This is a genomic window from Pseudomonas sp. BT76 TE3572 (genome assembly GCF_050435365.1).
In the GTDB taxonomy this organism is placed as follows: Bacteria; Pseudomonadota; Gammaproteobacteria; order Pseudomonadales; family Pseudomonadaceae; genus Aquipseudomonas; species Aquipseudomonas fluorescens_W.
This window is the reverse complement of sequence record NZ_JBNDKE010000001.1, coordinates 2,645,379-2,669,722: the sequence shown is the minus strand read 5'-3', so window position 1 is coordinate 2,669,722 and position 24,344 is coordinate 2,645,379. Positions and strand designations below refer to the sequence as shown.

At 58.3% G+C, this 24,344-nt stretch carries 24 protein-coding genes and 4 tRNA genes; 13 read left to right on the top strand and 15 right to left on the bottom strand.

Annotated elements, in window-relative coordinates:
- The first annotated feature begins 30 nt into the window (after positions 1 to 30).
- The gene (locus tag ABH912_RS12225; protein WP_429510786.1) at positions 31 to 792 is read left to right on the top strand and encodes a TenA family transcriptional regulator; all 762 of its coding nucleotides are present in this window, start codon (positions 31 to 33) and stop codon (positions 790 to 792) included.
- A gap of 83 nt (positions 793 to 875) precedes the next feature.
- On the opposite strand, the gene sugE is transcribed toward ABH912_RS12225, so the two are convergent.
- From sugE to rdgC, 3 genes are all read right to left on the bottom strand, one after another.
- Positions 876 to 1,190 (bottom strand): quaternary ammonium compound efflux SMR transporter SugE, encoded by a 315-nt coding sequence (gene sugE, locus ABH912_RS12220; protein WP_008151200.1) that lies wholly within the window; start codon positions 1,188 to 1,190, stop codon positions 876 to 878.
- A gap of 119 nt (positions 1,191 to 1,309) precedes the next feature.
- A complete protein-coding gene (locus ABH912_RS12215) occupies positions 1,310 to 2,275 on the bottom strand; it encodes a bile acid:sodium symporter family protein (RefSeq protein ID WP_033055287.1) in 966 nt (321 codons plus the stop codon).
- Between the two features lie 115 nt (positions 2,276 to 2,390).
- A complete protein-coding gene (gene rdgC, locus ABH912_RS12210; protein ID WP_429510785.1) occupies positions 2,391 to 3,311 on the bottom strand; it encodes a recombination-associated protein RdgC in 921 nt (306 codons plus the stop codon).
- A 160-nt stretch (positions 3,312 to 3,471) separates the two neighbouring features.
- On the opposite strand from rdgC, the gene ABH912_RS12205 reads away from it, so the two are divergent.
- The 4 genes from ABH912_RS12205 (at position 3,472) to ABH912_RS12190 (ending at position 4,015) form a co-directional block, all read left to right on the top strand.
- Positions 3,472 to 3,547: transfer RNA gene (locus tag ABH912_RS12205), tRNA-Val, on the top strand.
- Between the two features lie 19 nt (positions 3,548 to 3,566).
- A tRNA-Asp gene (locus tag ABH912_RS12200) sits at positions 3,567 to 3,643 on the top strand.
- Between the two features lie 201 nt (positions 3,644 to 3,844).
- Positions 3,845 to 3,920 (top strand) — tRNA-Val (locus ABH912_RS12195).
- Between the two features lie 18 nt (positions 3,921 to 3,938).
- Positions 3,939 to 4,015, top strand: a tRNA-Asp gene (locus ABH912_RS12190).
- 141 nt (positions 4,016 to 4,156) lie between these two features.
- Here ABH912_RS12190 and ABH912_RS12185 read toward each other — a convergent pair.
- The gene (locus tag ABH912_RS12185; protein ID WP_429510784.1) at positions 4,157 to 5,290 is read right to left on the bottom strand and encodes a catalase family protein; all 1,134 of its coding nucleotides are present in this window, start codon (positions 5,288 to 5,290) and stop codon (positions 4,157 to 4,159) included.
- Positions 5,287 to 7,095: a di-heme-cytochrome C peroxidase gene (locus ABH912_RS12180; RefSeq protein ID WP_429510783.1), complete on the bottom strand. Its 1,809-nt coding sequence runs from the start codon at positions 7,093 to 7,095 to the stop codon at positions 5,287 to 5,289. Before ABH912_RS12180 ends, ABH912_RS12185 begins: the two co-directional genes overlap by 4 nt.
- Before the next feature lie 268 nt (positions 7,096 to 7,363).
- Between ABH912_RS12180 and ABH912_RS12175 the strand changes: the two genes are divergently transcribed.
- From ABH912_RS12175 to ABH912_RS12155, 5 genes are all read left to right on the top strand, one after another.
- Positions 7,364 to 8,080 (top strand): FKBP-type peptidyl-prolyl cis-trans isomerase, encoded by a 717-nt coding sequence (locus ABH912_RS12175; protein ID WP_033059101.1) that lies wholly within the window; start codon positions 7,364 to 7,366, stop codon positions 8,078 to 8,080.
- Between the two features lie 293 nt (positions 8,081 to 8,373).
- Positions 8,374 to 8,829 carry a YkvA family protein gene (locus ABH912_RS12170; RefSeq protein WP_046056546.1) on the top strand — a complete coding sequence of 152 codons (456 nt, stop codon included), beginning with the start codon at positions 8,374 to 8,376 and terminating at the stop codon, positions 8,827 to 8,829.
- 113 nt (positions 8,830 to 8,942) lie between these two features.
- Entirely contained in the window at positions 8,943 to 9,284 is a 342-nt protein-coding gene (locus ABH912_RS12165) for a helix-turn-helix domain-containing protein (RefSeq protein WP_033059241.1), read from the top strand.
- Positions 9,281 to 9,652, top strand: a complete 372-nt coding sequence (locus ABH912_RS12160; protein ID WP_003223109.1) for a hypothetical protein — start codon at positions 9,281 to 9,283, stop codon at positions 9,650 to 9,652. The genes ABH912_RS12165 and ABH912_RS12160 overlap by 4 nt, the downstream gene beginning before the upstream one ends.
- Complete coding sequence (locus ABH912_RS12155) at positions 9,653 to 10,060, top strand: sel1 repeat family protein (RefSeq protein ID WP_033059105.1); 408 nt, start codon at positions 9,653 to 9,655, stop codon at positions 10,058 to 10,060.
- A gap of 57 nt (positions 10,061 to 10,117) precedes the next feature.
- On the opposite strand, the gene ABH912_RS12150 is transcribed toward ABH912_RS12155, so the two are convergent.
- Together ABH912_RS12150 and ABH912_RS12145 are read right to left on the bottom strand one after the other, a co-directional pair.
- Complete coding sequence (locus ABH912_RS12150) at positions 10,118 to 11,908, bottom strand: bifunctional diguanylate cyclase/phosphodiesterase (RefSeq protein ID WP_033059107.1); 1,791 nt, start codon at positions 11,906 to 11,908, stop codon at positions 10,118 to 10,120.
- 162 nt (positions 11,909 to 12,070) lie between these two features.
- Positions 12,071 to 14,152, bottom strand: a complete 2,082-nt coding sequence (locus ABH912_RS12145) for a carboxy terminal-processing peptidase (RefSeq protein ID WP_429510782.1) — start codon at positions 14,150 to 14,152, stop codon at positions 12,071 to 12,073.
- Positions 14,153 to 14,334: 182 nt separating this feature from the next.
- On the opposite strand from ABH912_RS12145, the gene ABH912_RS12140 reads away from it, so the two are divergent.
- Positions 14,335 to 15,297 (top strand): zinc-binding dehydrogenase, encoded by a 963-nt coding sequence (locus tag ABH912_RS12140; protein WP_033059110.1) that lies wholly within the window; start codon positions 14,335 to 14,337, stop codon positions 15,295 to 15,297.
- 47 nt (positions 15,298 to 15,344) lie between these two features.
- Here the strand turns inward: ABH912_RS12140 and ABH912_RS12135 are convergent, their stop codons facing one another.
- The 6 genes from ABH912_RS12135 to ABH912_RS12110 all read right to left on the bottom strand — a co-directional run bounded on the left by ABH912_RS12135 (position 15,345) and on the right by ABH912_RS12110 (position 20,661).
- Positions 15,345 to 15,998 carry an HAD family hydrolase gene (locus ABH912_RS12135; protein WP_046056551.1) on the bottom strand — a complete coding sequence of 218 codons (654 nt, stop codon included), beginning with the start codon at positions 15,996 to 15,998 and terminating at the stop codon, positions 15,345 to 15,347.
- Between the two features lie 34 nt (positions 15,999 to 16,032).
- Entirely contained in the window at positions 16,033 to 17,022 is a 990-nt protein-coding gene (locus tag ABH912_RS12130) for an ABC transporter ATP-binding protein (RefSeq protein ID WP_033059113.1), read from the bottom strand.
- The gene (locus ABH912_RS12125) at positions 17,019 to 17,819 is read right to left on the bottom strand and encodes an ABC transporter permease (RefSeq protein ID WP_033059115.1); all 801 of its coding nucleotides are present in this window, start codon (positions 17,817 to 17,819) and stop codon (positions 17,019 to 17,021) included. Before ABH912_RS12125 ends, ABH912_RS12130 begins: the two co-directional genes overlap by 4 nt.
- On the bottom strand, positions 17,806 to 18,642 hold the full coding sequence (locus ABH912_RS12120; RefSeq protein ID WP_197281761.1) for an ABC transporter permease: 837 nt from the start codon (positions 18,640 to 18,642) through the stop codon (positions 17,806 to 17,808). The genes ABH912_RS12125 and ABH912_RS12120 overlap by 14 nt, the downstream gene beginning before the upstream one ends.
- A gap of 5 nt (positions 18,643 to 18,647) precedes the next feature.
- On the bottom strand, positions 18,648 to 19,454 hold the full coding sequence (locus ABH912_RS12115) for an alkaline phosphatase family protein (RefSeq protein ID WP_033059117.1): 807 nt from the start codon (positions 19,452 to 19,454) through the stop codon (positions 18,648 to 18,650).
- Between the two features lie 136 nt (positions 19,455 to 19,590).
- A complete protein-coding gene (locus tag ABH912_RS12110; RefSeq protein ID WP_033059118.1) occupies positions 19,591 to 20,661 on the bottom strand; it encodes an ABC transporter substrate-binding protein in 1,071 nt (356 codons plus the stop codon).
- A gap of 349 nt (positions 20,662 to 21,010) precedes the next feature.
- Here ABH912_RS12110 and ABH912_RS12105 point away from each other — a divergent pair, with 349 nt between their 5' ends.
- Positions 21,011 to 21,724 (top strand): UTRA domain-containing protein, encoded by a 714-nt coding sequence (locus ABH912_RS12105; RefSeq protein ID WP_008145862.1) that lies wholly within the window; start codon positions 21,011 to 21,013, stop codon positions 21,722 to 21,724.
- Between the two features lie 31 nt (positions 21,725 to 21,755).
- On the opposite strand, the gene ABH912_RS12100 is transcribed toward ABH912_RS12105, so the two are convergent.
- Positions 21,756 to 22,523, bottom strand: a complete 768-nt coding sequence (locus ABH912_RS12100; RefSeq protein ID WP_429510781.1) for a DODA-type extradiol aromatic ring-opening family dioxygenase — start codon at positions 22,521 to 22,523, stop codon at positions 21,756 to 21,758.
- A 103-nt stretch (positions 22,524 to 22,626) separates the two neighbouring features.
- Here ABH912_RS12100 and ABH912_RS12095 point away from each other — a divergent pair, with 103 nt between their 5' ends.
- Positions 22,627 to 23,280: a thiopurine S-methyltransferase gene (locus tag ABH912_RS12095; RefSeq protein WP_033059121.1), complete on the top strand. Its 654-nt coding sequence runs from the start codon at positions 22,627 to 22,629 to the stop codon at positions 23,278 to 23,280.
- A 65-nt stretch (positions 23,281 to 23,345) separates the two neighbouring features.
- Here ABH912_RS12095 and htpX read toward each other — a convergent pair whose 3' ends face one another.
- A complete protein-coding gene (gene htpX / locus ABH912_RS12090; RefSeq protein WP_008145865.1) occupies positions 23,346 to 24,233 on the bottom strand; it encodes a protease HtpX in 888 nt (295 codons plus the stop codon).
- Between the last annotated feature and the right edge of the window lie 111 nt (positions 24,234 to 24,344).

Here is a 24,344-nt window from a genome sequence, read left to right as displayed (position 1 = left end):
ATCGACACATTCAACCGAACCGGACCACTCATGGAAGCTGCAAGTTATCCCGCGTGGGCTCAACGCCTGATCCAGGATTGCAGCGAGAGCAAACGCCGGGTTGTCGAACACGAACTGTATAAGCGTCTGCGTGATAACAAACTCAGTGCAAAGACCATGCGTCAGTACCTGATTGGTGGCTGGCCGGTAGTCGAACAGTTCGCGTTATATATGGCACAGAACCTGACCAAGACTCGCTTTGCCCGACATCCAGGTGAAGACATGGCGCGTCGCTGGCTAATGCGTAACATACGCGTCGAATTGAACCATGCCGATTACTGGGTGCACTGGAGCCGTGCTCACGGTGTCAGCCTGGAAGATTTGCAAGCGCAAAAGGTTGCCCCTGAACTTCACGCCTTGAGCCACTGGTGCTGGCACACCAGTTCGTCGGATTCGCTGATCGTTGCCATTGCCGCCACCAACTACGCCATTGAAGGGGCGACCGGGGAGTGGTCGGCGCTGGTCTGTTCCAGTGGCGTCTACGCGGCATCATTCCTCGAGGAAGATCGCAAGCGGGCCATGAAGTGGTTGAAAATGCATGCCCAGTACGACGATGCCCATCCGTGGGAAGCCCTGGAAATCATCTGCACGCTGGCGGGCATGAACCCAAGCCAATCCCTGCAAGCGGAATTGCGTCAGGCGGTCTGCAAAAGCTACGACTATATGTTCCTGTTCCTGGAGCGCTGCATGCAACTTGAGCAGGCGGGAAAGGCTCCTGTCGCGCGTGAGCGCATGGAGCTGGCCGAGAGCTGATCGTTTAATACACGCCATTGAAAAAGCCCGCTCCCCTGTCTGTATCGAAAGGGGGCGGGCTTTTTCGTACTGGCAGCAATCAGTCAGGCGCTGATCTTCAATCCGACCAGCCCGGAAATGATCAGCGCCACACTGGCGAGCCTGAACAGCGCCATGGATTCACCGAACAGAATGATCCCGGCAATGACCGTCCCGACCGCACCGACACCCGTCCAGATCGCGTAGGCCGTGCCCAGCGGCAATTCCTTCATGGCGAGGCCCAGCAAACCAAGGCTGATGGCCATGGCGGCAACGGTCAATGCGGTGGGGAGAGGGCGGCTGAAGCCATCGGTGTATTTCAGGCCGACGGCCCAGCCAACTTCGAACAGGCCGGCGAAAAACAGAATGATCCAGGACATGAGAGACCTCCATCGATTGACGGGGTCGTCCCCAGATTAATGACTCGATCGAGCCGCGAGGTCGTCCTCGCGTTTTGCAATAGAGTGCCCATCATTAACCTGGGGATCAAGTTTGCGGATCAGTCGGTGGCCTGTTGAGCCGCCGCCTCACGATCTTCTTTCTCGCTCATCCTGCGGAAATAGGTCGAGAGCAGCGCCCCGGAGATGTTGTGCCAGACACTGAACAACGCACTCGGCACCGCCGCCAGCGGCGAGAAGTGCGCACTGGCCAAGGCCGCACCCAACCCGGAGTTCTGCATGCCGACTTCCAGCGCCAGGGATTTACGCTGGGCCAGTGGCAACTTGAACAGCCTCCCGGTGAAGTAACCCAGCAGATAGCCGAAGCTGTTGTGCAGCATCACTACGGCCATGATCAGCAGGCCGGATTCGGCAATCTTCGCCTGGCTGGCAGCCACCACGGCTGTGACGATAATGACGATGCTCACCACCGAGATCAGCGGCAGCACCTCCACCGCGTGACGAACCCGATCACCCAGCAGGCGCTGGGCAACCACGCCAAGCACGATCGGCAACAGCACCACTTGCAGGATCGACCAGAACAACTCCATGAACGAAACCGGCAACCAGGCTGAGGCCAGCAACCAGATCAGAGCCGGCGTCAGCAGCGGGGCGAGGAGGGTGGTGACAGCGGCGATGGCCACCGACAGCGCCAGATCACCGCGGGCCAGCCAGGTCATCACGTTCGACGAGGTGCCGCTAGGGCAGCAGCCGACCAGGATGACGCCGACAGCAATCTCCGGCGGCAAGTGGAAAGCCTGGCAAAGCAACCACGCCACACCGGGCATGATCACGAAATGCGCAACCACGCCCAGGGCCACGCGCCATGGATGGCGAGCGACTTCGGCGAAGTCTTCGAGTTTGAGGGTCAGGCCCATGCCGAACATCACCAGGCCCAACAGAGGCACAATCGCACCCTTCAGGCCGATGAACCAGGTCGGTTGCAGGAACGCCACGACGGCGAAAATCAGTACCCAGTAAGCGAAGGTGTTGCCGACAAAACGACTCAATGCAGCCAGTGCGCGCATGGCCTGATCCTTATTCTTGAGTAACACCATAAAACCAATGTGGGAACGAGCCATGTGGCGAGGGGATAAATCCCCTCGCCACATCGCCCGCTCCCACATTAGCAATCACCAGCTTTTAGATCCCCTGCGGAGTCTCTTCACCGCCCAACGCTTCAACCAGCGCCGGCAGGAAGTCGCCGAAGGTCAGCATCATCAGGGTGAAGCTGGCGTCCAGTTGGCCGAGGGCTTCTTCGCCACCGTCCTGTTCCGCCTGGTCTTGCAGCAGGTCTTCGAACTTCAGGCGCTTGACCACCATCTTGTCGTCAAGCACGAAAGACAGCTTGTCTTGCCAGGCCAGCGACAGCTGAGTGACCACTTTGCCGGTGCTCAGGTGCAGCTGGATTTCTTCGCTGGTCAGGTCCTGGCGCTTGCAACGCACGATGCCGCCGTCTTCGTGGGTGTCACGCAGCTCGCACTCGTCCAGCACGAAGAAATCGTCCGCGGCTTTCTGGGTGGTGACCCACTCAGTCATGGTCGCGGTAGGGGACATCTTCACGGTCAGCGGACGTACCGGCAGCGTGCCGATGACTTCACGCAGGGTGGACAGCAAGTCTTCGGCACGTTTCGGGCTGGCCGAGTTGACCAGGATCAGGCCCTGTTTCGGCGCGATGGCAGCGAAAGTCGACGAACGACGAATAAAGGCGCGCGGCAGGAAAGCCTGGATGATTTCATCCTTGATCTGATCGCGTTCCTTTTTGTAGACCTTGCGCATTTGTTCGGCTTCGATCTCTTCGACCTTTTCCTTCACCGCGTCACGCACGACGCTGCCCGGCAGAATGCGTTCTTCTTTACGGGCGGCGATCAGCAGGAAGTCGCCACTGACGTGCGCCAGCGGAGCATCTTCGCCCTTGTCGAATGGCGCGACGAAACCGTAGGTGGTCAACTCCTGGCTTGCACATGGACGCGCCAGTTTGGTGGCCAGTGCAGTTTCCAACGCCTCGGCATCAAAAGGCAGATCTTGGGTCAGGCGATAGATAAGCAGGTTTTTGAACCACATGGGGCGAGTCTCTCCTTTATACAAAGGGGGGCATTATTCTCTTCGCGGCGCGATAGGCCAACCCTTCTCTAAGCCTTTGGAAGGCCTGAAAAAATTAATTAAAAAAGTGCTTGCCAGAGATGTGGTCGCTCCGTAGAATGCGCGCCACACCGAAAGTGAAGGGTGATTAGCTCAGCTGGGAGAGCGTCTGCCTTACAAGCAGAATGTCGGCGGTTCGATCCCGTCATCACCCACCATTCGCTTCCAGTGTTACGCGCAGCGGTAGTTCAGTCGGTTAGAATACCGGCCTGTCACGCCGGGGGTCGCGGGTTCGAGTCCCGTCCGCTGCGCCATATTCGGTTATCTGGAACGCTGAACGCCAGGTCACCACGGAAAAGCCCGCTTAACGCGGGTTTTTTTCTGTCCAAAAGTTTGTAAGTTGTTCCTGCAGGTCGCGTCGTTTTATGGGTTTTCAGATTTTTTTGAAAAATTAATCAATTAAATCAACACTTTATGAAAATCTGTGGCACAATGCGCCCCGCAACGAAGGTAAAGGGTGATTAGCTCAGCTGGGAGAGCGTCTGCCTTACAAGCAGAATGTCGGCGGTTCGATCCCGTCATCACCCACCACTACTTTCAACGCTACGCGCAGCGGTAGTTCAGTCGGTTAGAATACCGGCCTGTCACGCCGGGGGTCGCGGGTTCGAGTCCCGTCCGCTGCGCCATATTCGGTCACCTGGAACGCTGAACGCCAGGTCACCACAGAAAGCCCGCTTAATGCGGGCTTTTTGCTGTCTGGGGTTTGGCTTCTGCCGAGGCGCCACCGAGAAAGCGACCTTCGGGTCGCTTTTTTTCGTTCTGCCTCCTTATCGTTCGGCGTTGCGGCTGTGTCGATAGTCGCTCACGGCTTCATACACGGCTTTGCGCAACCGGTTAATGCCGCCAATCGGGCGGTGAGCCTCAAGGCCAAACCAGGGGTTGAACGACTGGTTATCGCATTGCACGTTCAGCGCAGGCGTATCGAAGTCCTGGGCGGGTACTTTGACCCGCGCCACGGTCTCGAACAGGGCATCGCTTTGCTGCCACTCAATGCTCGCGTCTTCGATCGGCATGTACTTAGCCGGGTCCTGGCGCTGAATCTGCAGGACGAAGCAGGCCGGTATCCGGTCAGTCGACAGTTGCTGGTTCAGCGCATTGCGCAGGAAGTTCGGCAACTTCTGGTTTTGCGCAGGCAGGGTGTAAGTCGGGCAGCTTGCCGGATCGGGCATGACGCGGAACTTGGCATTGGCTTCGCCGAATTTGTAGGGCGAAACCGAAAAGTAAGTCGTCTGGGTCGGGCTTTTCGGGGCGGGTGACAGTGTCGCCAGCGCGATAAACAGATGGCGAACCTGCCAGGTCCGTGGGTCCCAACCCGGGAAAAACGCCATCAGCTTCTTGCCGTCAGCCTGTGCGGCTACATTCTGACGGTACTCGGCGACATCGCTGACGAAGAAGTTCGGATGGCTGAACATCACGAAGTCCTGTTCACCACGGCTCTGTTGATCATGCAGCAGTTGTTTACCGGGCACGTCGAGCAACTTGATTGCCATGCCTCGTGCATCGCGGATGCTGTCGAACTGCGGGTAGGCATTGCCGTTGGACAGCCGCATCGTCGCTTGCCAGGTTTTGCCGGGTTGGCTGAACACACCCTGACGCAGTTCACCCGCCAGATCCGGCAACACCTGAACCTCGGCCTTCACGCAGCCATGGGCCTTGGCATGGGCGTCGCGCAGGTAACGGGTGCTTTCACGGTGCTGATCGACGATGCGCACGGCCGTCTGGATGATGTCTTGGGTCATCGCTGATTCGCCATCCGGAATCAGTTCTTCAGCCGAAACCGGGCCGCTGTGCTGCCAGGCAAACCACGCCGTGGCCAGCGCCCAGCCGAGTAATCCGAGGCCCAGCGACCACAGCAGGGTTTTGCCGAGAAAGGCGCCAAAACGCATCCAGAGTCTACTCATGGCGATTGCGCCTCCAGCGGGCCGCCCAATACTTTCAAGTACTCCAGCAACGCCCAGCGTTCCTCCGGCTGCAGCCAGCGGCCGATAACGCCGTTGCCACGCTTGCCAGCACGGAACTCGTGGCCGCTGTTGTGATTGCCGGTGATGCGCGTGTCGAACATGAAGCCATTGGCGAAGGTCTCGGTGCGATAGCCGAGGTGCCTTGGGTCGTACTCGAAAGTGCCTTTGTAGAAGGTGGTTGCGCGTTCATCCTGGGGCGAGAGCAACTGATAAATGCTCGGCACCGAACCGTTATGCAGAAACGGTGCGGTGGCCCAGACTCCCGCCAATGGTCGCGCCTTGTAGGCGCGCAATTCGCGCACGCCAATCGGCAGGCCGAAACCATCCATGTCCGGTCGTTCGGCTGTAGGAATGTTTGCTTCACGGTAGGCCCGATTTCCGACGAAAGCGGTGACGTAGGCCAACCCTTTAGCCGATGAGAGCTTGCTCAAATCCAGCGATTCAGTGGGTGTCGGCTGCAATTGCACATCCAGTTGCGCCAGTTCTGCCGGGGCCCATTGCAAGGCTGTGAGGTCGAAGCGATGGTCGGCAATGTTATTGGCTGCGCCGGCGTCTGTGCCAATGAACTCCACGGGCAGCATTTTCAGATGCTGCACCCAGCGCCCGTTGCTTTGAACTGATCGAGGTACATGGCAGCCGGCGCAGTTCTCGGTGAATAATTCGCGACCTTTTGCAGCCTGGGTTTTGTCGATGGCACCCAGCAGTTCTTCCGGCCAGGCCGGTGGTTTTAGCCGTTGCAGGGTTTGTTCGATCAGGTGCAGATCGCCCAAGCGGACACTCGACGGATAACGGGCGTCTCCTTTAAGCGGTTGGCCGTCAGCGTCGAAGAAATTCAGCGTGGCGCCCACCCCCAAGGCCTCGCCAATGTTGCGGGCCATCGGTTGTTGCGCCGAACCGTTCCACTGCACCCAGTCGAAGGTCCACATGTCCCACAGTTGCGGATAGTCGACCGGAGCGTTGGCCACGCGGTAGTTGGTGGCGGAAATCGCATCGCCGAAACTGGCGTTGGCAATGCGCCCGAAAGCGTCGGTGCGGCCGGGGCCTTCTTCAGTGGGATAGAGCCCGCGATGGGTGTCGTTCCAGGCCACCTTCAAGAAGGTGTCGAGCGAGACTTTGACGTCTTCGCGCAGTTGTTGATGCCGGGCCTCGTAGTCCTGGCCCAACACGTTGCGTGCGAAACGTTCGAATTTCCATGGGTTGTAGTAAGTCGACGTCAGACTCGCTACCAGCGCTTGTCCGAAACTGCCACCGCGCAACGTAGGAACGCTGGATGGCAGAACGTGCTGCGCCGAACCGCCATCGATGCGCACGGCCTGGCCGTTAAAGCGCAGTTCGCCGGTGTGGCAGGCGGCGCAGGTGATGTCGAGAAACTCGTCCTGGCTTCCAGGGTTCTGATGACGGGCGAAGCCCACTGGCAGATTGCCGGGGTTGTTCGGCGTGGGTCTCTGGCTGGGGTCGATCAGAAAACCGAAGCGGGCGAGGTATTCGGGAGCGGCGAATCGCTGTTGCGAGAACGGTAATTCGAGGGCCTTGAACCAGTCATAGCGCAAGCCTTTGACCTGAGTACCCTGGGGCGTGAAGTAGTAAGTTTCGCGGTCGCTGGCACTCCATTGCTCCAGGTAATGCACCTGCTGCACGGGTGACCAGGCCGGTAGTTTCGGGTTGGCGACGTAGTACAGAACCACGGCGAGGCCCAGCCCCAGCAGGACTGCGAACAGCACCAGCAAGCGAAAGAGGAGGCGCAAGATAAACATCCTTGTCGATTTGTAGCTTCCTTATGCCCTAGCACCTGAGATGCGGCAAGTGGCCATTACGCCAGATGCTGGGGTTCTGCTATCGGTCTCTGTGAGCGCAAGATGACAGAAGCTTCATCGTCCCATTCCCGAAATGCGTTAAAACACCTGAACTTATCAGAAGTTTCCTGCTCTCATGCCGGTAGCCATTGGTCGTGGCCGCCTGATAAGCTCGCGGCTTTACTCGATTGCCCTTTAGGCGCATGAACAAGGAAATAGCATGAAACAGCATCGGTTGGCGGCGGCGGTGGCCCTGGTTAGCCTGGTACTTGCGGGTTGTGATTCGCAGACCAGCGTAGAGCTGAAAACCCCGGCGCAAAAAGCTTCCTACGGGATTGGCCTGAACATGGGCAAGAGCCTGGCTCAGGAAGGCATGGATGATCTGGACTCCAAAGCCGTAGCCCAAGGCATCGAAGATGCCGTCGGCAAGAAAGAACAGAAGCTGAAGGATGACGAACTGGTCGAAGCCTTCGCAGCGCTGCAAAAGCGTGCTGAAGAGCGTATGGCCAAAATGAGCGAAGAGTCGGCAGCTGCCGGCAAGAAATTCCTCGAAGACAACGCCAAGAAAGCCGGTGTAACCACCACCGCTTCGGGCCTGCAGTATGAAGTGGTCAAGAAAGCCGATGGCGCACAGCCTAAGCCGACCGACGTAGTGACCGTTCACTACACCGGCACCCTGACCAACGGCACCGTTTTCGACAGTTCCGTCGAGCGTGGCAGCCCGATCGATCTGCCGGTCAGCGGTGTGATTCCGGGTTGGGTCGAAGGCCTGCAACTGATGCACGTTGGCGAGAAGTACAAACTGTACATCCCTAGCGAGCTGGCTTACGGCGCCCAAAGCCCAAGTCCAGCGATTCCAGCCAACTCGGTGCTGGTATTCGATCTGGAACTGCTGGCAATCAAGGATCCAGCAAAACAAGACGCCGCTACCAAGTAATCAGCGTCTGCTCTAAAAACAACGCCTCGCTTATGCGGGGCGTTGTTGCATCTGGCGTTCAGCAAAGGTAAACAAAGCGAACAGATGCTGTAGGCTGGAGTCATAGCCATTGAGGACGCCTGTGCTAGCCGCGCCAGAGCGCCAAGTCAATGAAATCTTGGGTTTTTTTATGTGAGTAAAAAACGCCCGATCTGAGTCAGGCCCTTATGAAACGGGGCTTTCAGCCGTGAAATGCAGCTCTGTTCACAAGGTTATCCACAATTTGTGTGGATAACATTTCAGTGGGAGGAATGATGAAAACACCCTGGAATTTCGCTCGTTTCCTGCCTCTGGCCGGACGCCTGCTCGCGCGTGGACGTTTGCCGACCTTGCTCTTCGCGGTGGCCAGCAAAGGTGCCAGCCAGGGTAACCGGCTGGGCAAGCTCAAGGATGATCTGCGCCTGTTACAGGCACTTTGCCTGGCTTACTGGCGCGGTGAGTATCGGGCCATCAGCCCCAAAGCCCTGATATCGGTGGTGGCTGGCCTGATGTACTTCCTCAGTCCGCTGGATGCCGTTCCGGACTTCATTCCAGTGTTCGGCATGCTCGATGACATCGCAGTGCTGGCCTGGCTGATGAAAGTTCTCGACGATGAACTCAACGCCTTCCGCGCCTGGCGCAAGCGTCAGATGCCGGAAAAGCTTGCGGTGGTCGAACGCCTGCCCGATACCCCGGAGCAACTTCAACTTCAGGGGCCGAAAAAAAACTGAACTGATTCAATCTCATCCATAGATTGATACCCCCGCGACCTTGGCCGCTGTTAGGATTACACTTCTAGGGAAAAGTGCCGACTCGCTAAGTGTTGTTGTCCTACGGGGTAGTCATGGATATTCAGATAATTACACGCGAAGGAGAGCCCGAGTATGCGGTTCTGCCATGGGCTCAGTATCAGGCTCTACTAAAAGCAGCAGGCATCAATGAACAACCGCCGCAGGTCGCCCCAGAGCGTCACGCGGCAACACCAGACCAGATTCTTCCGGGGCTGGATCAACTACGCAGTTTGCGCGAAGGGAAGGGCATCGCCATCGAGGCGTTGGCCCGCACGGTAGGCATCAGCCCGTCTTATCTGGCCTTGATCGAAAGTGGCGAGCGTCTACCCGACGCTGCGATTCGCCGCAGCCTGGCCTGGGAATTGACGGTGCCAGGGTGGAGGGATGAATCGTGAGCGTACGCATCAGTCGTCAACATTGGGACGGGTTGCTGGGCGAACTGGATCAGGCGCGCCGCCAGCGTCATCTTCTGACATACCGGGCGTTGCTCGAACGTTTGCAACTGCCCACGCCAGCCATGCAAACCCTGACCGCCGCGCTTGAACATCTGGCCGCGCTGGACGCCAAGGCTGAGCAGCCATTGCGCAGTTCGCTGGTGATCAGCCAGGGCGCCAGCCGCCTGCCGCGCACCGGGTTCTTTGAGTGTGTCGAGCGTCTGGGGCGTTTCTCCGGCCCGTCCGATGGTGTAGCCGCTGCGTCCTGGCATGCCTCGGAAGTGGTGCGGGTGTTCGAGTACGAATACCCCGAATCGGCAGAGGCCTGAGTGTTTCTGCGACTCAAGGCGAAGGCCAGTTATTGGCTGGCGCGCAGGTTGTTTCACTGGTCATGGTTTGTGCGCCAACCGCGTGGCTGGAGCTGGCTCGAAGGCCAGTTCGCACGCATGGCGAACCTGGGTGATGTTGGCGCCCAGAGCTTCTATGGCCACATCCTGACCTTTCGCGGCGTCGGCCTCGGGGCTCGCGAAGAGGGAGTGCGATTGCTGCGCCTGGCGGCGTTGGCGGGGGATGGCAAAGCGGCGTATCAGGTGGGCGTGATCAGTCTCGCCGGAACGCCGAGCAAGGCGCCGGATGCGGTTGAAGCTGCGCGGTTTTGGGAGATTGCTGCGAAGGCTGGGCATCCACTGGCCGAGCTTAAACTGAAAGAGTTGGCGTCTCGCGGTTCTGCGCAATAACTCCCAGGTAATGATCGTTCCCACGCAGAGTGGGAACGATCAAGATCGCATCAGCAATCACCGCTGCCCGACGAGCAATTCTTCTTCGGCTTCAGGCACCGCCAGACTATCGATCACATGCACGCTATACCCCGGCACATTCTTCGCGTGATGCTTGGCCTGCGATGCCATCTCCGCCAGCTGGCTCGCATCGAGTTGTCCACAGGCCTGTGGATGTAAATGCACCACGCCGATCGACAGTGACAACAATGCAAACTCCTGCCGCACACCCTGACGGTTTGGAGCAATGAAGCAGCCGGCTTCCAGATGTTCGCTGCGATAAAAGCGTCGGCATTGGCTCTGGAAGTCGTCCAGCAACTGGTTCAAGCGTTTGCGCCAGTCTTCTGGGCCGAGCACCAGCAGGAAGTCATCGCCGCCGATATGGCCGACAAAGTCGCGGGAAGGGTCGACGCGGTCATTCAGGCATTGCGCCAGGCACAGCAGGACTTCGTCCCCACGGCCGTAGCCATAGATGTCGTTGAAGGGTTTGAAACTGTCGATGTCGACGTAGCAGATCACCGACTCCCGTTGCTGTTGCAGCACTCGCGTCAGGCATTGCTGGATCGGTACGTTGCCCGGCAACAGGGTCAGCGGGTTGGCGTAACGGGCCTGCTGGATCTTCAGTTCGGTAATCAGTTTGAGTACGTCGATCACTCGACCCAATCCCAGGTAACCGCCGTTGAGGGTGATGATGAAGTCTTCTTCGATGCGCTGCCGCGCGCGGCTGGTGATCAGTCGGCTCACTTGCTGTAATGACTGGCTCATCTCAACGGCGAGGAAGTCATCACTCATTAAACGGCTGATCGGCTTGCGGGCGAACAGGTCGGTGGCAAAAGGCTTGAGCAACGCGTCGGAGAGCGAATGCCGGTGGACGATGCCACAGGGCTGGCCTTGCTCGTCGATTACCGCCAGGGAGTTCAGGTTGGCCTGGCGGCGAAAGGCTTCAAGCACCGTGGCGGTCGGTGTATCGCGACCCACAGCCGGTTGGTCGTTGAGCAAAGCGCTAAGGTCGCTGACTTCATCATTCAACGCCACCGCGGTGCTTTCCCGTTTCGGCATCAGGGCTCGGGCATCACGAGGTGGATGTTCCTGGGGGCGGCAGAGCAGATAACCCTGAACCAGATCGACGCCCATCTCGGTCAATACCGCGAGTTCTTCCGGCAGCTCGATACCTTCGGCAATCACCTGTGCCCGTGAGGCCTTGGCAATTTGCAGGATAGAGCCGACGAATTCGCGCTTGAGGGCGTCCTGGTGAATGCCGTCGATGAAGTGTCGATCAATCTTCACGTAGTCCGGGCGCAACTCAGACCACAGCCGCAAACTCGAATAGCCTGCGCCCAGATCATCCAGAGCAATGGAAAACCCCATCGCTCGATAGTGATGCAGCGCGGTTTGCAGCAGCTCGAAATCGTCGGTTGGCGTTTGTTCAGTCAGTTCGATCACCACCTGACTCGGCGGTATACCGAAGTCCTGCAGCAGTTGCAGGGTGCGCCCGTGTTGGTGCGCGGCTTCGAGCAGGGATTCGGGGGAAACGTTGAGGAACAATTTGCCGGGCAGTTGTTGCTCATTGAAACGTCGGCAGGCGCTTTGACGGCAGGCGATTTCCAGCTCGCTCAGGCGGCCGGCCTGACGGGCGACGGCGAACAGTGCGAGGGGAGAGTGCAGCGGGCTGTTGGAGGGGCCGCGACTAAGGGCTTCGTAACCGATAATGCGTCGCTCAGAGAGGGAAATGATCGGCTGGAACAAGCTGTGCAAACCGCTTTGAGCCAGTATGGAACTCAAGGCACTCAGCTGTTCTGTGGTGGTCATGGCTTTCTCTGGCGATAAAAAAAGGACTGGGAGCACCTCTTGGTTAAAGAGGGCTCCCAGTCCTTTATTTCACGACAGAATGATGACTGTTTGATGACGCTCCGGGGAGCGTCAGCATTAAATTGCCATCATCTTGCGTGTAACAACCTTGCTCGTAACAACCTAGTGCTTGGCTACCGTGGTATTGAGTTTCAGGTAGTCCAACAGAATCCGCCCGGTCTCGCTCAGGTAGGCATCGTCTTCTGGCTTGGTCTTGTCTGGCTCGGCCGCGATCGCGTCTTCGTCTTCTTTCTTCAGCTCTTTGAGCGGCTCTTCACCTTTGGCCTTGCGACGGATGTTTTCCATGGCAAGTTGCTTGGCTTCGATATCGGCGTGTTGTGCACGACGATCGGCTTCATTGAGGCTGACGGTTTTTTCCGCCATCAGTTTCTGCGCCAGGGCCAGTTTGTCGCGGATGAACACGAACTCCGCGTCTTTGGCCGAACGTACGTCATGCTCGGATTTGAGCTGAGTAATGTATGGCTTGAACGGGTCGACCGCAGGCTTGATGGCCGCGCGGATGGTGTCCCACGGCATGGCTTCGGGCAGTGCGCTTTCGCCGATTTCCTTGGTGTCGATGATCGACGGGTAATCGATGTCCGGCAGTACGCCCTGATGCTGGGTGCTCTGGCCGGAAACCCGGTAGAACTTGGCCAGGGTCAGTTTCAGTTCGCCATGGTTCAGCGGCTGAATGGTCTGCACGGTGCCTTTACCGAAGGTCTGGCCGCCGATGATCAACGCGCGGTGATAGTCCTGCATGGCGCCGGCAAAAATCTCCGAAGCCGAGGCAGACAAGCGGTTGACCAGCAACGCCATCGGCCCTTTGTAGAAGGCCCCCGGGTTTTCGTCTTCCAGTACATCGACCCGGCCATCGGCGTTACGCACGAGAACGGTCGGACCTTTGTCGATGAACAGACTGGTCAGCTCGGTGGCTTCCTGCAGGGAACCGCCGCCGTTGTTGCGCAGGTCGATGACCACGCCGTCGACTTTGTCTTTCTGCAACTCGGTCAGCAGTTTCTTGACGTCGCGAGTGGTGCTCTTGTAGTCCGGATCGCCAGCACGGAAAGCCTTGAAGTCCAGGTAGAAGGCCGGGATCTCGATGACGCCGAGCTTGTAGTCCTTGCCGTCCTGTTTCAGGTTGAGAACCGACTTCTTCACCGCCTGGTCTTCAAGCTTCACCGCTTCGCGGGTGATCGGGACGATCTTGCTGGTCTGGTCGTTCGGCGCATTGCTGGCCGGGATCACTTCCAGGCGCACCACGGTGCCTTTCGGCCCACGGATCAACTTGACCACTTCGTCCAGGCGCCAGCCGACCACGTCGACCATTTCTTTGTTGCCCTGGGCAACGCCGATGATCTTGTCGGCCGGTGCAACTTGTTTGGTCTTGTCGGCCGGGCCTGCTGGCACCAGACGCACGATTTTCACTTGGTCGTTGTCGCTCTGCAACACGGCGCCAATGCCCTCGAGGGACAGGCTCATGTTGATGTCGAAGTTTTCCGCGTTATCCGGCGACAGATAGTTAGTGTGCGGGTCGTAGGACATGGCGAAGGTATTGATGTACGCCTGGAAGATGTCTTCCGCACGGGTCTGGTCCAGGCGCGTCAATTGGTTCTTGTAGCGCTTGGTCAGGGTTTCCTGGATCTGCTTGGAGTCCTTGCCCGCGATCTTCTGCCGCAAGACTTCGTCCTTGACGCGTTTGCGCCATAGGTCATCGAGTTCTGCGGTGTTCTTGAGCCAAGGGGCGTCCTTGCGATCGACCAGCAAGGTTTCCTTGGCGGTGAAGTCGATCTTGTCGACGCCTTTGTTCAGCTCTGCAAGGGCGAAGTCCAGACGCGCTTTGACGCGGTCCAGGTAGCGCTTGTAGATGGTGAACCCGGCATTCAGGTCGCCGCTTTTGAGGAAGTCGTCAAACTGGGTTTTCCACTTGTCGAATTCGGCAATGTCACTGGCCATGAAGTAGCTGCGCGACGGGTCCAGCAGCTTGAGGTAGCTGTCATAGATGATCACGGAGCGCGCGTCATCGAGCGGCGGCTTGCTGTAGTGATGGCGCTTGAGCAATTCGACGACGTTCAGGCTGGCGATCACTTCGTCACGATCAGGCTGAAGCTTGTCCCAGCTATTGGCTGCAAACGAATTGGTCGACATCGGCAACAGACCGATACCAATGAATAGGGCTAGGGCGGTGCTGGGGAAAAAATGCTTCATGCTGATTCGACGCGGGGACAATTGATCACGCATATTAGGCCGTCTTTGAAGTCGCCGGTACCACTAGACTCTGTACGAAAGCTGCCTGCTAGCTTTCGTATAGGCCCCAGGGCCGGTCGCATAATGCAAGAAAGCCCGGCGCTACAGCTACGGGCTCAGTCCAGACTCACTATGGAGGCACTGTGAAAGCATTGCAAGGCGTTGAAGGTCAAGTGGAGTGGGTTGAAGAGCCCAGTCCTACATGCGATGTAGGACAAGTTCGGATTCGAGTGGCGGCGGCGGGTCTCAATCGCGCCGATTTGTTACAGAAGGCGGGTCTTTATCCGCCACCACCGGGAGCCAGCCAGATACTGGGTCTTGAGTGCTCCGGGGTCATCAGCGAGGTGGGGGCGGGCTCGTCCTGGCAGGTCGGAGATCGGGTTTGCGCCTTGCTGGCCGGGGGCGGGATGGCCGAGGAGGTAGTTGTCGACGGACGGCATGTGTTGCCGGTTCCCGAAGGTTTGTCCCTGGCTGAGGCGGCAGCGCTGCCAGAAGTGTATGCGACCGTTTGGCTGAATTTGTTTCAACTGGCTGCGCTCAAGCCGGGTGAGAAAGTTCTGCTGCACGCCGGAGCAAGTGGAATCGGTTCAGCTGCCATTCAGCTGTGCAAGGCGTTTGGCAACCCGTGCTGGGTCAGCGTCGGTTCCGCCGAGCGTTTGGCTTACTGCGAAGCGCTGGGCGCGCAAGGTGGGGTCGTGCGCAATGGGGATCTGGACAGCTTGAGCGACCTGGGCCCGTTCGATGTGATTCTCGACCCGGTGGGTGGCAACTACGCCGCGCTGAATCTGAAATTGATGGCGCGCGATGGTCGTTGGGTGCTGATTGGCCTGATGGGCGGTCGTGAGGCGCAGCTGGATCTGGCGCAGGTACTGGCCAAGCGCGTGCAGCTGCTGGGTTCGACCTTGCGCAGTCGCGACGAACAGTTCAAGGCGGATCTGTTCAGCGATCTCAGCCAGCATGTCTGGCCGCTGTTTGCTGAAGGGCGTTTGAGTCCGCAATTGGCCAAGACCTTCCCGATCAAGGACGCCGAAGCGGCGTTTGCGGAGTTGGCGACTAATAAGGTGTCGGGGAAATTGGTGCTGGTGATCGACGAAAGCCTGACTTGATAGATAGATCTTTCCCACGCGGAGCGTGGGAAAGATCTGGTCAAGGGTTACTTCCAGAGATGGATTGGCCAGCCGGCCTTTTCTGCGTGCTCAAGCAGCACCGGATCCGGGTTTACCACGTGTGGGAAATCCACCTTCAGCAGCAACGGCAAATCATTGCGTGAGTCGGAGTAGAAACTGGCGCCTTCAAGGTTTTCCTCTTCCGCATCCAGCCATTCCAGCAAGCGCGTGATCTTGCCTTCGCGGTAGGTCAGCGTGCCCACCGTGTTGCCGCTATAAACCCCATGTGTCACTTCCAGCTCGATGCCGAGAATCTCGTCGATACCCAAGCGGTCGGCAATCGGCCTGACCAAGTGCGTGCCCGACGCCGAAATCACTAAAATCCGGTCGCCGGCCTTGCGATGGGCCGCGATGGCTTTGGTGGCGTCACTGAAAATGATCGGCTCGATGAAGTCTTCTACCCAAGGCCCTACCAAATGGTCGACCTCTTCCGGCGTGCGCCCGATCATCGGCTCCAGACTGAAGGTCATGTACTCCTCCATCCGCAGCTTGCCGTGGCTGTAGGCGTCCATCAGTTCATTGTTCTGACGCATGAACGACTCGGGATCAACCCAACCCAGGCGGCCCATTTGCTCGCTCCAGAGGGTGGCGCAGTCGCCGTGGATCAGGGTTTCGTCCAGATCAAAAATTGCCAGGGCCATCAGTGCGGTTCTCTCTTCAACATCAGCAAAGTCATCAGGCTACCTCACACAGGGCCGTCGGATCGATGGAAAGCGCCAGACGCTGACCATCGGGATGCAGATCGGCCGCCGAGCGGTTCAGCACATCCACCACCAATTCCACGCCCCGGGCTTCGACCCGGTAGCGAATCACGTTGCCCAACAGGCTGTGGCTGCGGATTTGCGCGTCAAGCTCGCCGTTCAGGCTCAGTTCGATGGCTTCCGGGCGGATTGCGATGCGGTGGGTAATCGGTCGCTGCAGCAGTTTTGTGGCGCTGTTGGCGTCCAGCAGGTTGTAGTTGCCGATGAAGCCGGCAGCAAAAACATCCACGGGTGCGGTGTAAAGGGTCTGGGCGTCGCCGCTTTGTACGATCTTTCCCTGATTCATCAAGAAAATCCGATCGGACATGGTCAGGGCTTCTTCCTGATCGTGAGTGACGAAGATCGTGGTCAAGCCGAGTTCACGCTGGATCTGACGGATCTGTTCGCGCAAGTGCTTGCGAATCCGCGCATCCAGGGCCGACAGCGGTTCATCCAGTAATAACAGACGTGGCCGGGTCACCAACGAGCGCGCGAGGGCAACTCGCTGGCATTGGCCGCCGGACAGTTGATGCGGATAACGTGCGGCGAAGTCGTTGAGTTCCACCAGTTTCAGTACTTCGGCAACACGCCTATGGCTGTCGTCGGCATTGACCTTTTGCATGCGCAGACCAAAGGCGACGTTCTGCTCAACCGTCATGTTCGGAAACAGCGCGTAGCTCTGGAACACCATGCCGATCCCGCGTTTCTGCGGGCTCAATGGAACGAGGTCTTGGCCATCGAGCAGGATTTTGCCGCCGTCCACCGAGGTCAGTCCGGCGATGCAGCGAAGCAGTGTGGACTTGCCGCAACCGGACGGGCCGAGGAGGGTGACGAACTCACCCTTCTGGATTTCACAGTTGATGTCGCTGAACACCGTGGTGCCCGCGTAGCTTTTTAGTAGGTGTTGGACGCTGACGAAGCTCATTGGCTTTTGTCCTTGTTCAAGATATTGGCAGCCCAGGTCAGAACCAGCACAAAGAAGAAATAGGAAATCACCAGCGCACTGGTGAAGTGGCCGCTGCTGTTGCGCATGTTGTTGAGGTAGACCTGCAGGGTTTCGTAGCGGGTCCCGACGAGGATGTTGGCGAACACGAACTCACCGAACAGGAACGAGAACGACAGCAGCAACGCCACCATCAAACCTTTGCGCAAGTTTGGCAGCACCACCAGGAACGCCGCTTGCCAGGTGCTGGCACCGAGCAGTTGAGCGGAGTCCATCAGGTCTCGCAGGTTGATCGCCTGCAAGTTGTTGGTGATTGCCCGGTACATGAACGGCAGCGCCACGGTGAAGTAACAACCGATCAGAATCCACGGCGTCCCGACCATCGCGAACGGCCCGGAACCGTAGAGCTGCAACAGGCCCACCGACGACACCACCGGCGGCACCGCGAAGGGCAACAGGATCAGGATGTTCATCAGCGCATCGAGTTTCGGGAAGTGGTAATGCACCACAAACAGCAACGGAAGAATCAGCACCACGGACAGAATCAGCGAGCCGACGCAGACCAGCAGCGATTGACCGAACGAATGGAGAAACCGCGGATCGCTCCACAGCTCCACGTACCATTTAACGGTGAAACCGCTGGGCAGAATGGTCGCCGACCAACTGCTGGCGATCGAGTAAATCAACGTCCCGGCCAGTGGCAGCAACAGAATGGCAAACAGCAAATACACCACGACGCGGTGATAGACACCGACGGGCCCCAACTCAGCGCGAGACATGGTAGCTCCTCTTCAACAGCAGCTGATGCACGATGGTCACCAGGGTCATCAACGCCACCAGCACCACGGCCAGGGCACTGGCCAGGTTCGGGTCCAGGGAAATGTCGCCGGAAACCATCGCCGCGATGCGGATCGGCAGCACGTTGAAGTTGCCGGTGGTCAGGGCATACACGGTGGCGTACGCGCCCAGGGCGTTGGCCAAAAGGATCACAAACGTACCGAGCAGCGCCGGGGTCAGCACTGGCAAACCGATGTGCCGCCAGAACTGCCAGCCATTGGCGCCGAGCAGCGCGGCGGATTCACGCCAGTCTTCGCGCAGGGCATCAAAGGCCGGATAGAGCAGCAGCACGCCCAGCGGAATCTGGAAGTAGGTGTAGAGAATGATCAGCCCGGTTTTCGAATACAGGTTGAAGTCCTGAATGATCCCGGCCTGCTTGAGCATGATGGTGAAGCTGCCGTTGAAGCCCAGCAGAATGATGAACGCGAAGGCCAAAGGCACGCCGGCAAAGTTGCTGGTCATGTTGGCGAAGGCGTTGACGAAGTTGCGCAGTTTCGAGTCGACCCGGCGCAGGGAGTAGGCGCCGAGCACCGCGATGATGATCCCGAACACGCTGGACCAGAAACTGATCTCGAGGCTGAACTGGATCGCCTGCAGATAGAACTTCGAATTGAAGATCTTGGTGAAGTTGGCGATGCCCCAGCCGAACTCTTCCGATTGCAGGCTATTGATCATCACCCAGGACAGCGGGGCGATCTGGAACACGATAAAAAACAGTGCGAAAGGCACCAGGCACAAGGCTGCCAGCCATTTGCCGCGCGTCATGGTGTTCACTTGAGTAGCTCCCGGCACACTGGTTTGTCGTGGGCCACACCCAGCAGTTCGCAGACGGTGCCGCAGATTTCAGTCTGTTTCGGTGCGGCGTTGGCATTGAAGCTGAAGGCGTCGCCGAGGACGAACAGCGGTACTTCGCGTTCTTCCGGCAGCAGGCCGTTGTGGGAGCGGTCGTTGTTCATGCCGTGGTCGGCGGTCACCAGCACTTGATAACCGCTGACGAGCCAGCCTTGCAGGTAGTCGGCCAGAATAATGTCGGCCGAGCGGGCGCTGTTGCGGTATTGCGGGGTGTCGAGGCCGTGCTTGTGCCCGGCGTCGTCGATGTTCATGGGGTGGACCAATAAAAAGTTCGGCGCATGACGCAGGCGCAGGTTTTCGGCGTCGGCGAACAGGTGCGAATCCGGGTAGTGATCGCTCCAGTAGAAATGACCGTGCTGGATGGGCAGGTTGGGGTCGTCGGTGTGTCGATCCCGCGCGGCAATAAACGGCGAACGGTTATACAGCTCGCTGACCCAGTGATAGGCCGCGGCGGCGGTTACAAGACCGGCATCGCTGGCGTAGTGATAGATGCTGCGCTGGTTGGACAGGCGCGAGACATTGTTGTGGACGATGCCACTGTCGATCGGTGTGACGCCGGTCAGGATGCACTCGTAAAGCGGTCGGGACAGCGCCGGCAGTTCGCACTCCAGTTTGTAGAGCGCCGCGCGTCCTGCGCCGACATAAGCCTGCAGGTGCCCCATGGCGTGACGGGCAACCTCGTAATTGAGGCCGTCGAGCACGACAAGGATGACGTTGTGCTTCATAGGGGCTGGAACTCCGAAAAGCGAAACTGAATCTGATCGTCGTAGGAGCCGGCGGAGCCTGCGATCTTTTTGCCTTCACTTGAGTGTCGAGTGAAAGATCAAAAGATCGCAGCCTGCGCCAGCTCCTACGGATACATCATTGCTTCATATTGACGATGACTTCTTCCTGCCACTTCTGAGGAAGGGCTTTGGAGGTCTTCTCCCAGGCATCTGCGTCCTTGATCGGCGTGACCTTTTTGTACTGCTCATTAGGCAGGAGCTGGGCCTGAACCTCGGGCGGCAGAGTCAGATGCTCGGCGCGGATCGGACGAGCGTTGCCTTTCGCGAGGTTGATCTGGCCGGCGTCGCTGAAGATGTATTCGCGGGCCAGCTTGGCGGCGTTCGGGTGCTTGGCGTATTTGTTGATGATGGTGGTGTAACCGGAAATCACCGAACCATCGGATGGAATCAGCACGGTGTAGTCATCCGGGTTGACCATTTTGGCCTTGTAGCTCAAGCCGTTGAAGTCCCAGACCACACCGACTTCGATTTCACCCTTTTCCATGGTGGCAATTGTCGGGTTGGCCATCGACAGGCGGCCTTGCTTGGCGATCTCGGAAAACAGATCCAGCGCCGGCTGGAGGTTTTTCTCATTACCACCATTGGCGAGCGCGGCAGCCAGAACACCGTTGGCCGCTTGGGCCGCGGTGCTCACATCACCGATGGACACTTTGTATTTGCCGTCCTTGAGGTCAGCCCATTTGGTCGGCGCGTCGGAGCCGTGCAGCAACTTTTTGTTGACGATGAACGCGATAGTGCCGGTGTAGGCGAGCGCCCAGTTGCCGTCCTTATCCTTTGCCCAGCTCGGGATCTGATCCCAGGTGCTTGGCTTGTAAGGTTGTACAACACCTTGCTTCACCGAGATCGGACCGAACGCTGCACCGACATCACCGATATCAGCAGTGGCGTTGTCTTTTTCAGCGGCGAACTTGGCGATTTCCTGGGCCGAGCTCATGTCGGTGTCGATGTGTTTCAGGCCGTAGTTCTTGGCCAGGTCATCCCAGGTACCTTTCCAGTTGGCCCAGTTGTCGGGCATGCCGACGCTGTTGACCTCACCTTCCGCTTTCGCCGCGGCTTCCAGGGTTTTCAAATCGGTATCAGCCGCCATCGCGGCGGTGCACATGGCAATGGTCGAGCCTAACAGTGAGGCCAGGAAAAGCTGTTTCATCCGAAGCTCCTTTGGGCGTTTTCAACGCTGCGATTGCGGTTGTGTTGGTCTAGGTCAGCAATACCTGAGCCAATTTAGGCGCCTCTGATGACATTTTGATGTCGACGACTGGTCGGCCTATATTTTTTGAGCGGCAATGCTCAGGCTTCGGAGTAAGCGTAGACCATGGCTAAAAGGCTGATATAAAAGGACTTGGCCGTGAAATTGCAGGCGTCTGGATCAACCGTTCGGCGGCTTTGTCATCTGTCAGTCATGTGCAGTGCCTAGGCTTGTCGGGAGTTGAGGGAACCGATTTAAGTCATGGTTCCGCCCCGAAACAGTGCTGGTCTAGTCCAGATAGGTAACGTTGATGCGCATCGAGACAACCAAAGCGGTGACAGCCATCGGGCAGGTTCTGCAGGAACAGCTCGACCATGGCCTGTTGGCGCCCGGGAGCAAACTACCGGCCGAGCGCAAGCTCAGTGAGTTGTTCGGTACCACGCGGATCACCGTGCGTGAAGCGTTGTTGCAACTGGAAGCCCAGGGACAGATTTATCGGGAGGAGCGCCGTGGCTGGTTCGTGTCGCCACCGCGCCTAGCCTACAACCTGATGCAGCGCAGTCACTTTCACGCGATGGTCAGTGCGCAGGGGCGGGTGCCGTCCACCGAGGTGATTTCAGCGCGGTTGCAACCGGCGTCGGCGGCGGTCTGTGCGTGGTTGCAGCTGCCGGCGTTGTCCAGCGTGATTCAGATTTGCCGGGCGCGGCGGATCGATGAGCGGCTGGTGTTGTACGTGGAGCACTATTTGAATCCGCAGTTTTTTCCGGGGATTCTGGATTTCGATTTGAATCAGTCGATTACCGAGCTGTATGCGCGACATTACGATTTGCACTACGGTCGGGTGCGTTTCGAGATTGTGCCGACGGCGTTGTCGGTGGATGCGGCGGCGGCTTTACGGGTGTCGGTGGGGAGTCCGGGGTTGCGCATCGCTCGGGTCAATTACGATCAGCATGAGCGGTTGATCGATTGTGATCTGGAGTTTTGGCGGCACGACGCGATTCATGTCGGGGTTGACGTGGTCTGAGCCTGGCCGCCACAAACTGTGAGTTTTTACGTTATCCGAAGCGGTAAATGTCCATGCCCAAGGCCCCCATGGTGAATCCCTTGTGGGTCACGCTGAAGTTTCCTCCGGCGCCACGGGCAAAATACAAAGGCAGCAAATGTTCATCGCTCGGATGGTTGCGCACCGCATTCGGTGCTTGCTGACGGTAGTCGTGCAACGCGGTTTCGTCGTTGGCAGCGAGTTTTTCGATCATCCAGTCACGAAATGCCTGAGCCCAGGGTTCGACGCTCTCTGTGCTGGCGTGCCAGTCCAGTTCGCGCAGGTTGTGGGTGATGCTGCCGGAACCGATCAGCAGCACGCCGTGTTCGCGCAGGCTGGCCAGCGCATGGCCGACGCGGGTCTGCAGGGCCGGGCCGCCGCGTGTGGGTAGCGAGACTTGCACCACGGGGATATCGGCTTGTGGGTACATCAATGACAGCGGCACCCAAACCCCGTGGTCGAACGGCCGCTTGGCATCGATGCGTGCGGGCAGGCCGTCAGCGTTCAGCAGTTCGACAACCTCTGCGGCCAATTGTGGATTGCCGGGCGCCGGGTATTGCACGTCGAATAACGCCTGCGGAAACCCGCCGAAGTCATGCCAGGTTTCAGGCTGGGCATTGCCGCTGACAAGTAATTCATTGCTTTCCCAATGCGCAGAAACAATTACGATGGCTTTGGGTTTCGGTAATTCTGTGGCCAGGCGAGCGAGAGCAGGCCCGCTGGCGCCTGGTTCCAGTGCCAACATGGGCGAGCCATGGGATATGTACAGGCTGGGGAACATGAATGAGCTCCTGAGGGGTAAGATGGCATCATCTTCAGTCAGATCATTGATCTAAATCTAATATAAGTTTTAGAGTCTTTTGATCGAATTTTCGGGATTAATTATGCAGCCGGAGTTTTGGCACAAGCGGTGGACGTCGAATCAGATCGGCTTTCACCTGCCGGAAGTGAATCCATATCTGCAACGGTACTGGCCGCAGCTGGGCCTGGAAGAGGGCGCGCGCGTACTGGTGCCGCTATGTGGGAAAACCCTGGATCTGCTGTGGCTGGCAAAATGCGGTCACGAGGTGCTGGGCATCGAGTTGTCGGAAAAAGCGGTGGAAGACTTTTTCCACGAGCATCAATTTGATCCGGACGTCAGCGATCAAGGCCCCTTCACGGTCTATCGGGCGGGCTCGATCGAGATCTGGTGTGGTGATTTCTTCGCGTTGACGGCCGGCGATGTCGCCGATTGCAGTGCGCTGTACGACCGCGCCGCGTTGATCGCCTTGCCGCCGAAGATGCGGGAGCAATACGCCGAGCACCTGAAGCGGATTTTGCCGAAGGATTCGCTGGGGCTGCTGATTACCCTGGATTACGACCAGGCACAAAGGGAGGGGCCGCCCTTTGCAGTGCTGGATGACGAAGTGCAACGGTTGTTCGGTGCTTCGTGGGAGTTGAAGATTCTGGAGGACCAGGACGTTCTGGGCGAGAGCTGGAAGTTCGCGGAAAGCGGTGTTACGCGGCTTGAAGAGCGGGTTTATCGCTTGATGAGTTGATGGAACAGCAAGGCAAAAAAAGGGGCGATCAGATGATCGCCCCTTTTTGTATCAGCGCAGAGCCATCAGCCCCGACGACGCAACGCGTCGATACGCTCTTCCAGCGGTGGGTGGCTCATGAACATGCGGGCAAACCCCTGTTTGATGCCACCGTTGATGCCGAAAGCCGTCAGGGTGTCCGGCATGTGCACCGGCAGCCCCTGTTCCGCTCGCAGGCGTTGCAGGGCGCCGATCATTGCGGCGGTACCGGCCAGGCGTGCACCGGCTTCGTCTGCACGGAATTCGCGTTTACGCGAGAACCACATGACGATGGCGCTGGCCAGAATGCCCAGGACCAGTTCGGCGAAGATGGTTGCCACGTAGTAGGCAATGCCCTGGCCTTCTTCGTTCTTGAAGATCACCTTGTCGACAAAATTGCCGATGATCCGTGCGAAGAACATCACGAAGGTGTTCACCACGCCCTGGACCAATGCCAGGGTGACCATGTCGCCATTGGCTACGTGGCCGATTTCGTGGGCCAGAACGGCCTTCACTTCATCTGGCGAGAAACGCTCGAGCAGCCCTTGGCTGACCGCGACCAACGCGTCGTTCTTGTTCCAGCCGGTGGCAAAGGCGTTCGCCTCGTAGGCCGGGAAAATACCGACTTCGGGCATCTTGATCCCGGCTTCCCGGGACAATTGCTCGACGGTTTGCAGCAGCCATTGCTCGTGACGTGTGCGCGGCTGGCTGATGATTTGGGTGCTGGTGCTCATCTTCGCCATCCACTTGGAGATGAATAGCGAGAACAGCGAACCGGCGAAACCAAAGACCGCACAGAAAATCAGCAGCTGATTGAGGTTGAGATCAACCCCGTTGGCCGCCATGAACCCGTTGAAGCCGAAAAGGCTCAGGGTGATGCTGGCAATCAGCACGACCGCCAGGTTAGTGGCCAAAAACAGCAGGATGCGCATCATGGTTGTAGAAATCTCCTCATGCTAAAGATGTAGCGTACTGCGGGGTATATAAGGTGCTGACCCGGGCTATTCAACCGGGTGACTATTTCAAACTGTGTCCTACGGCAACAG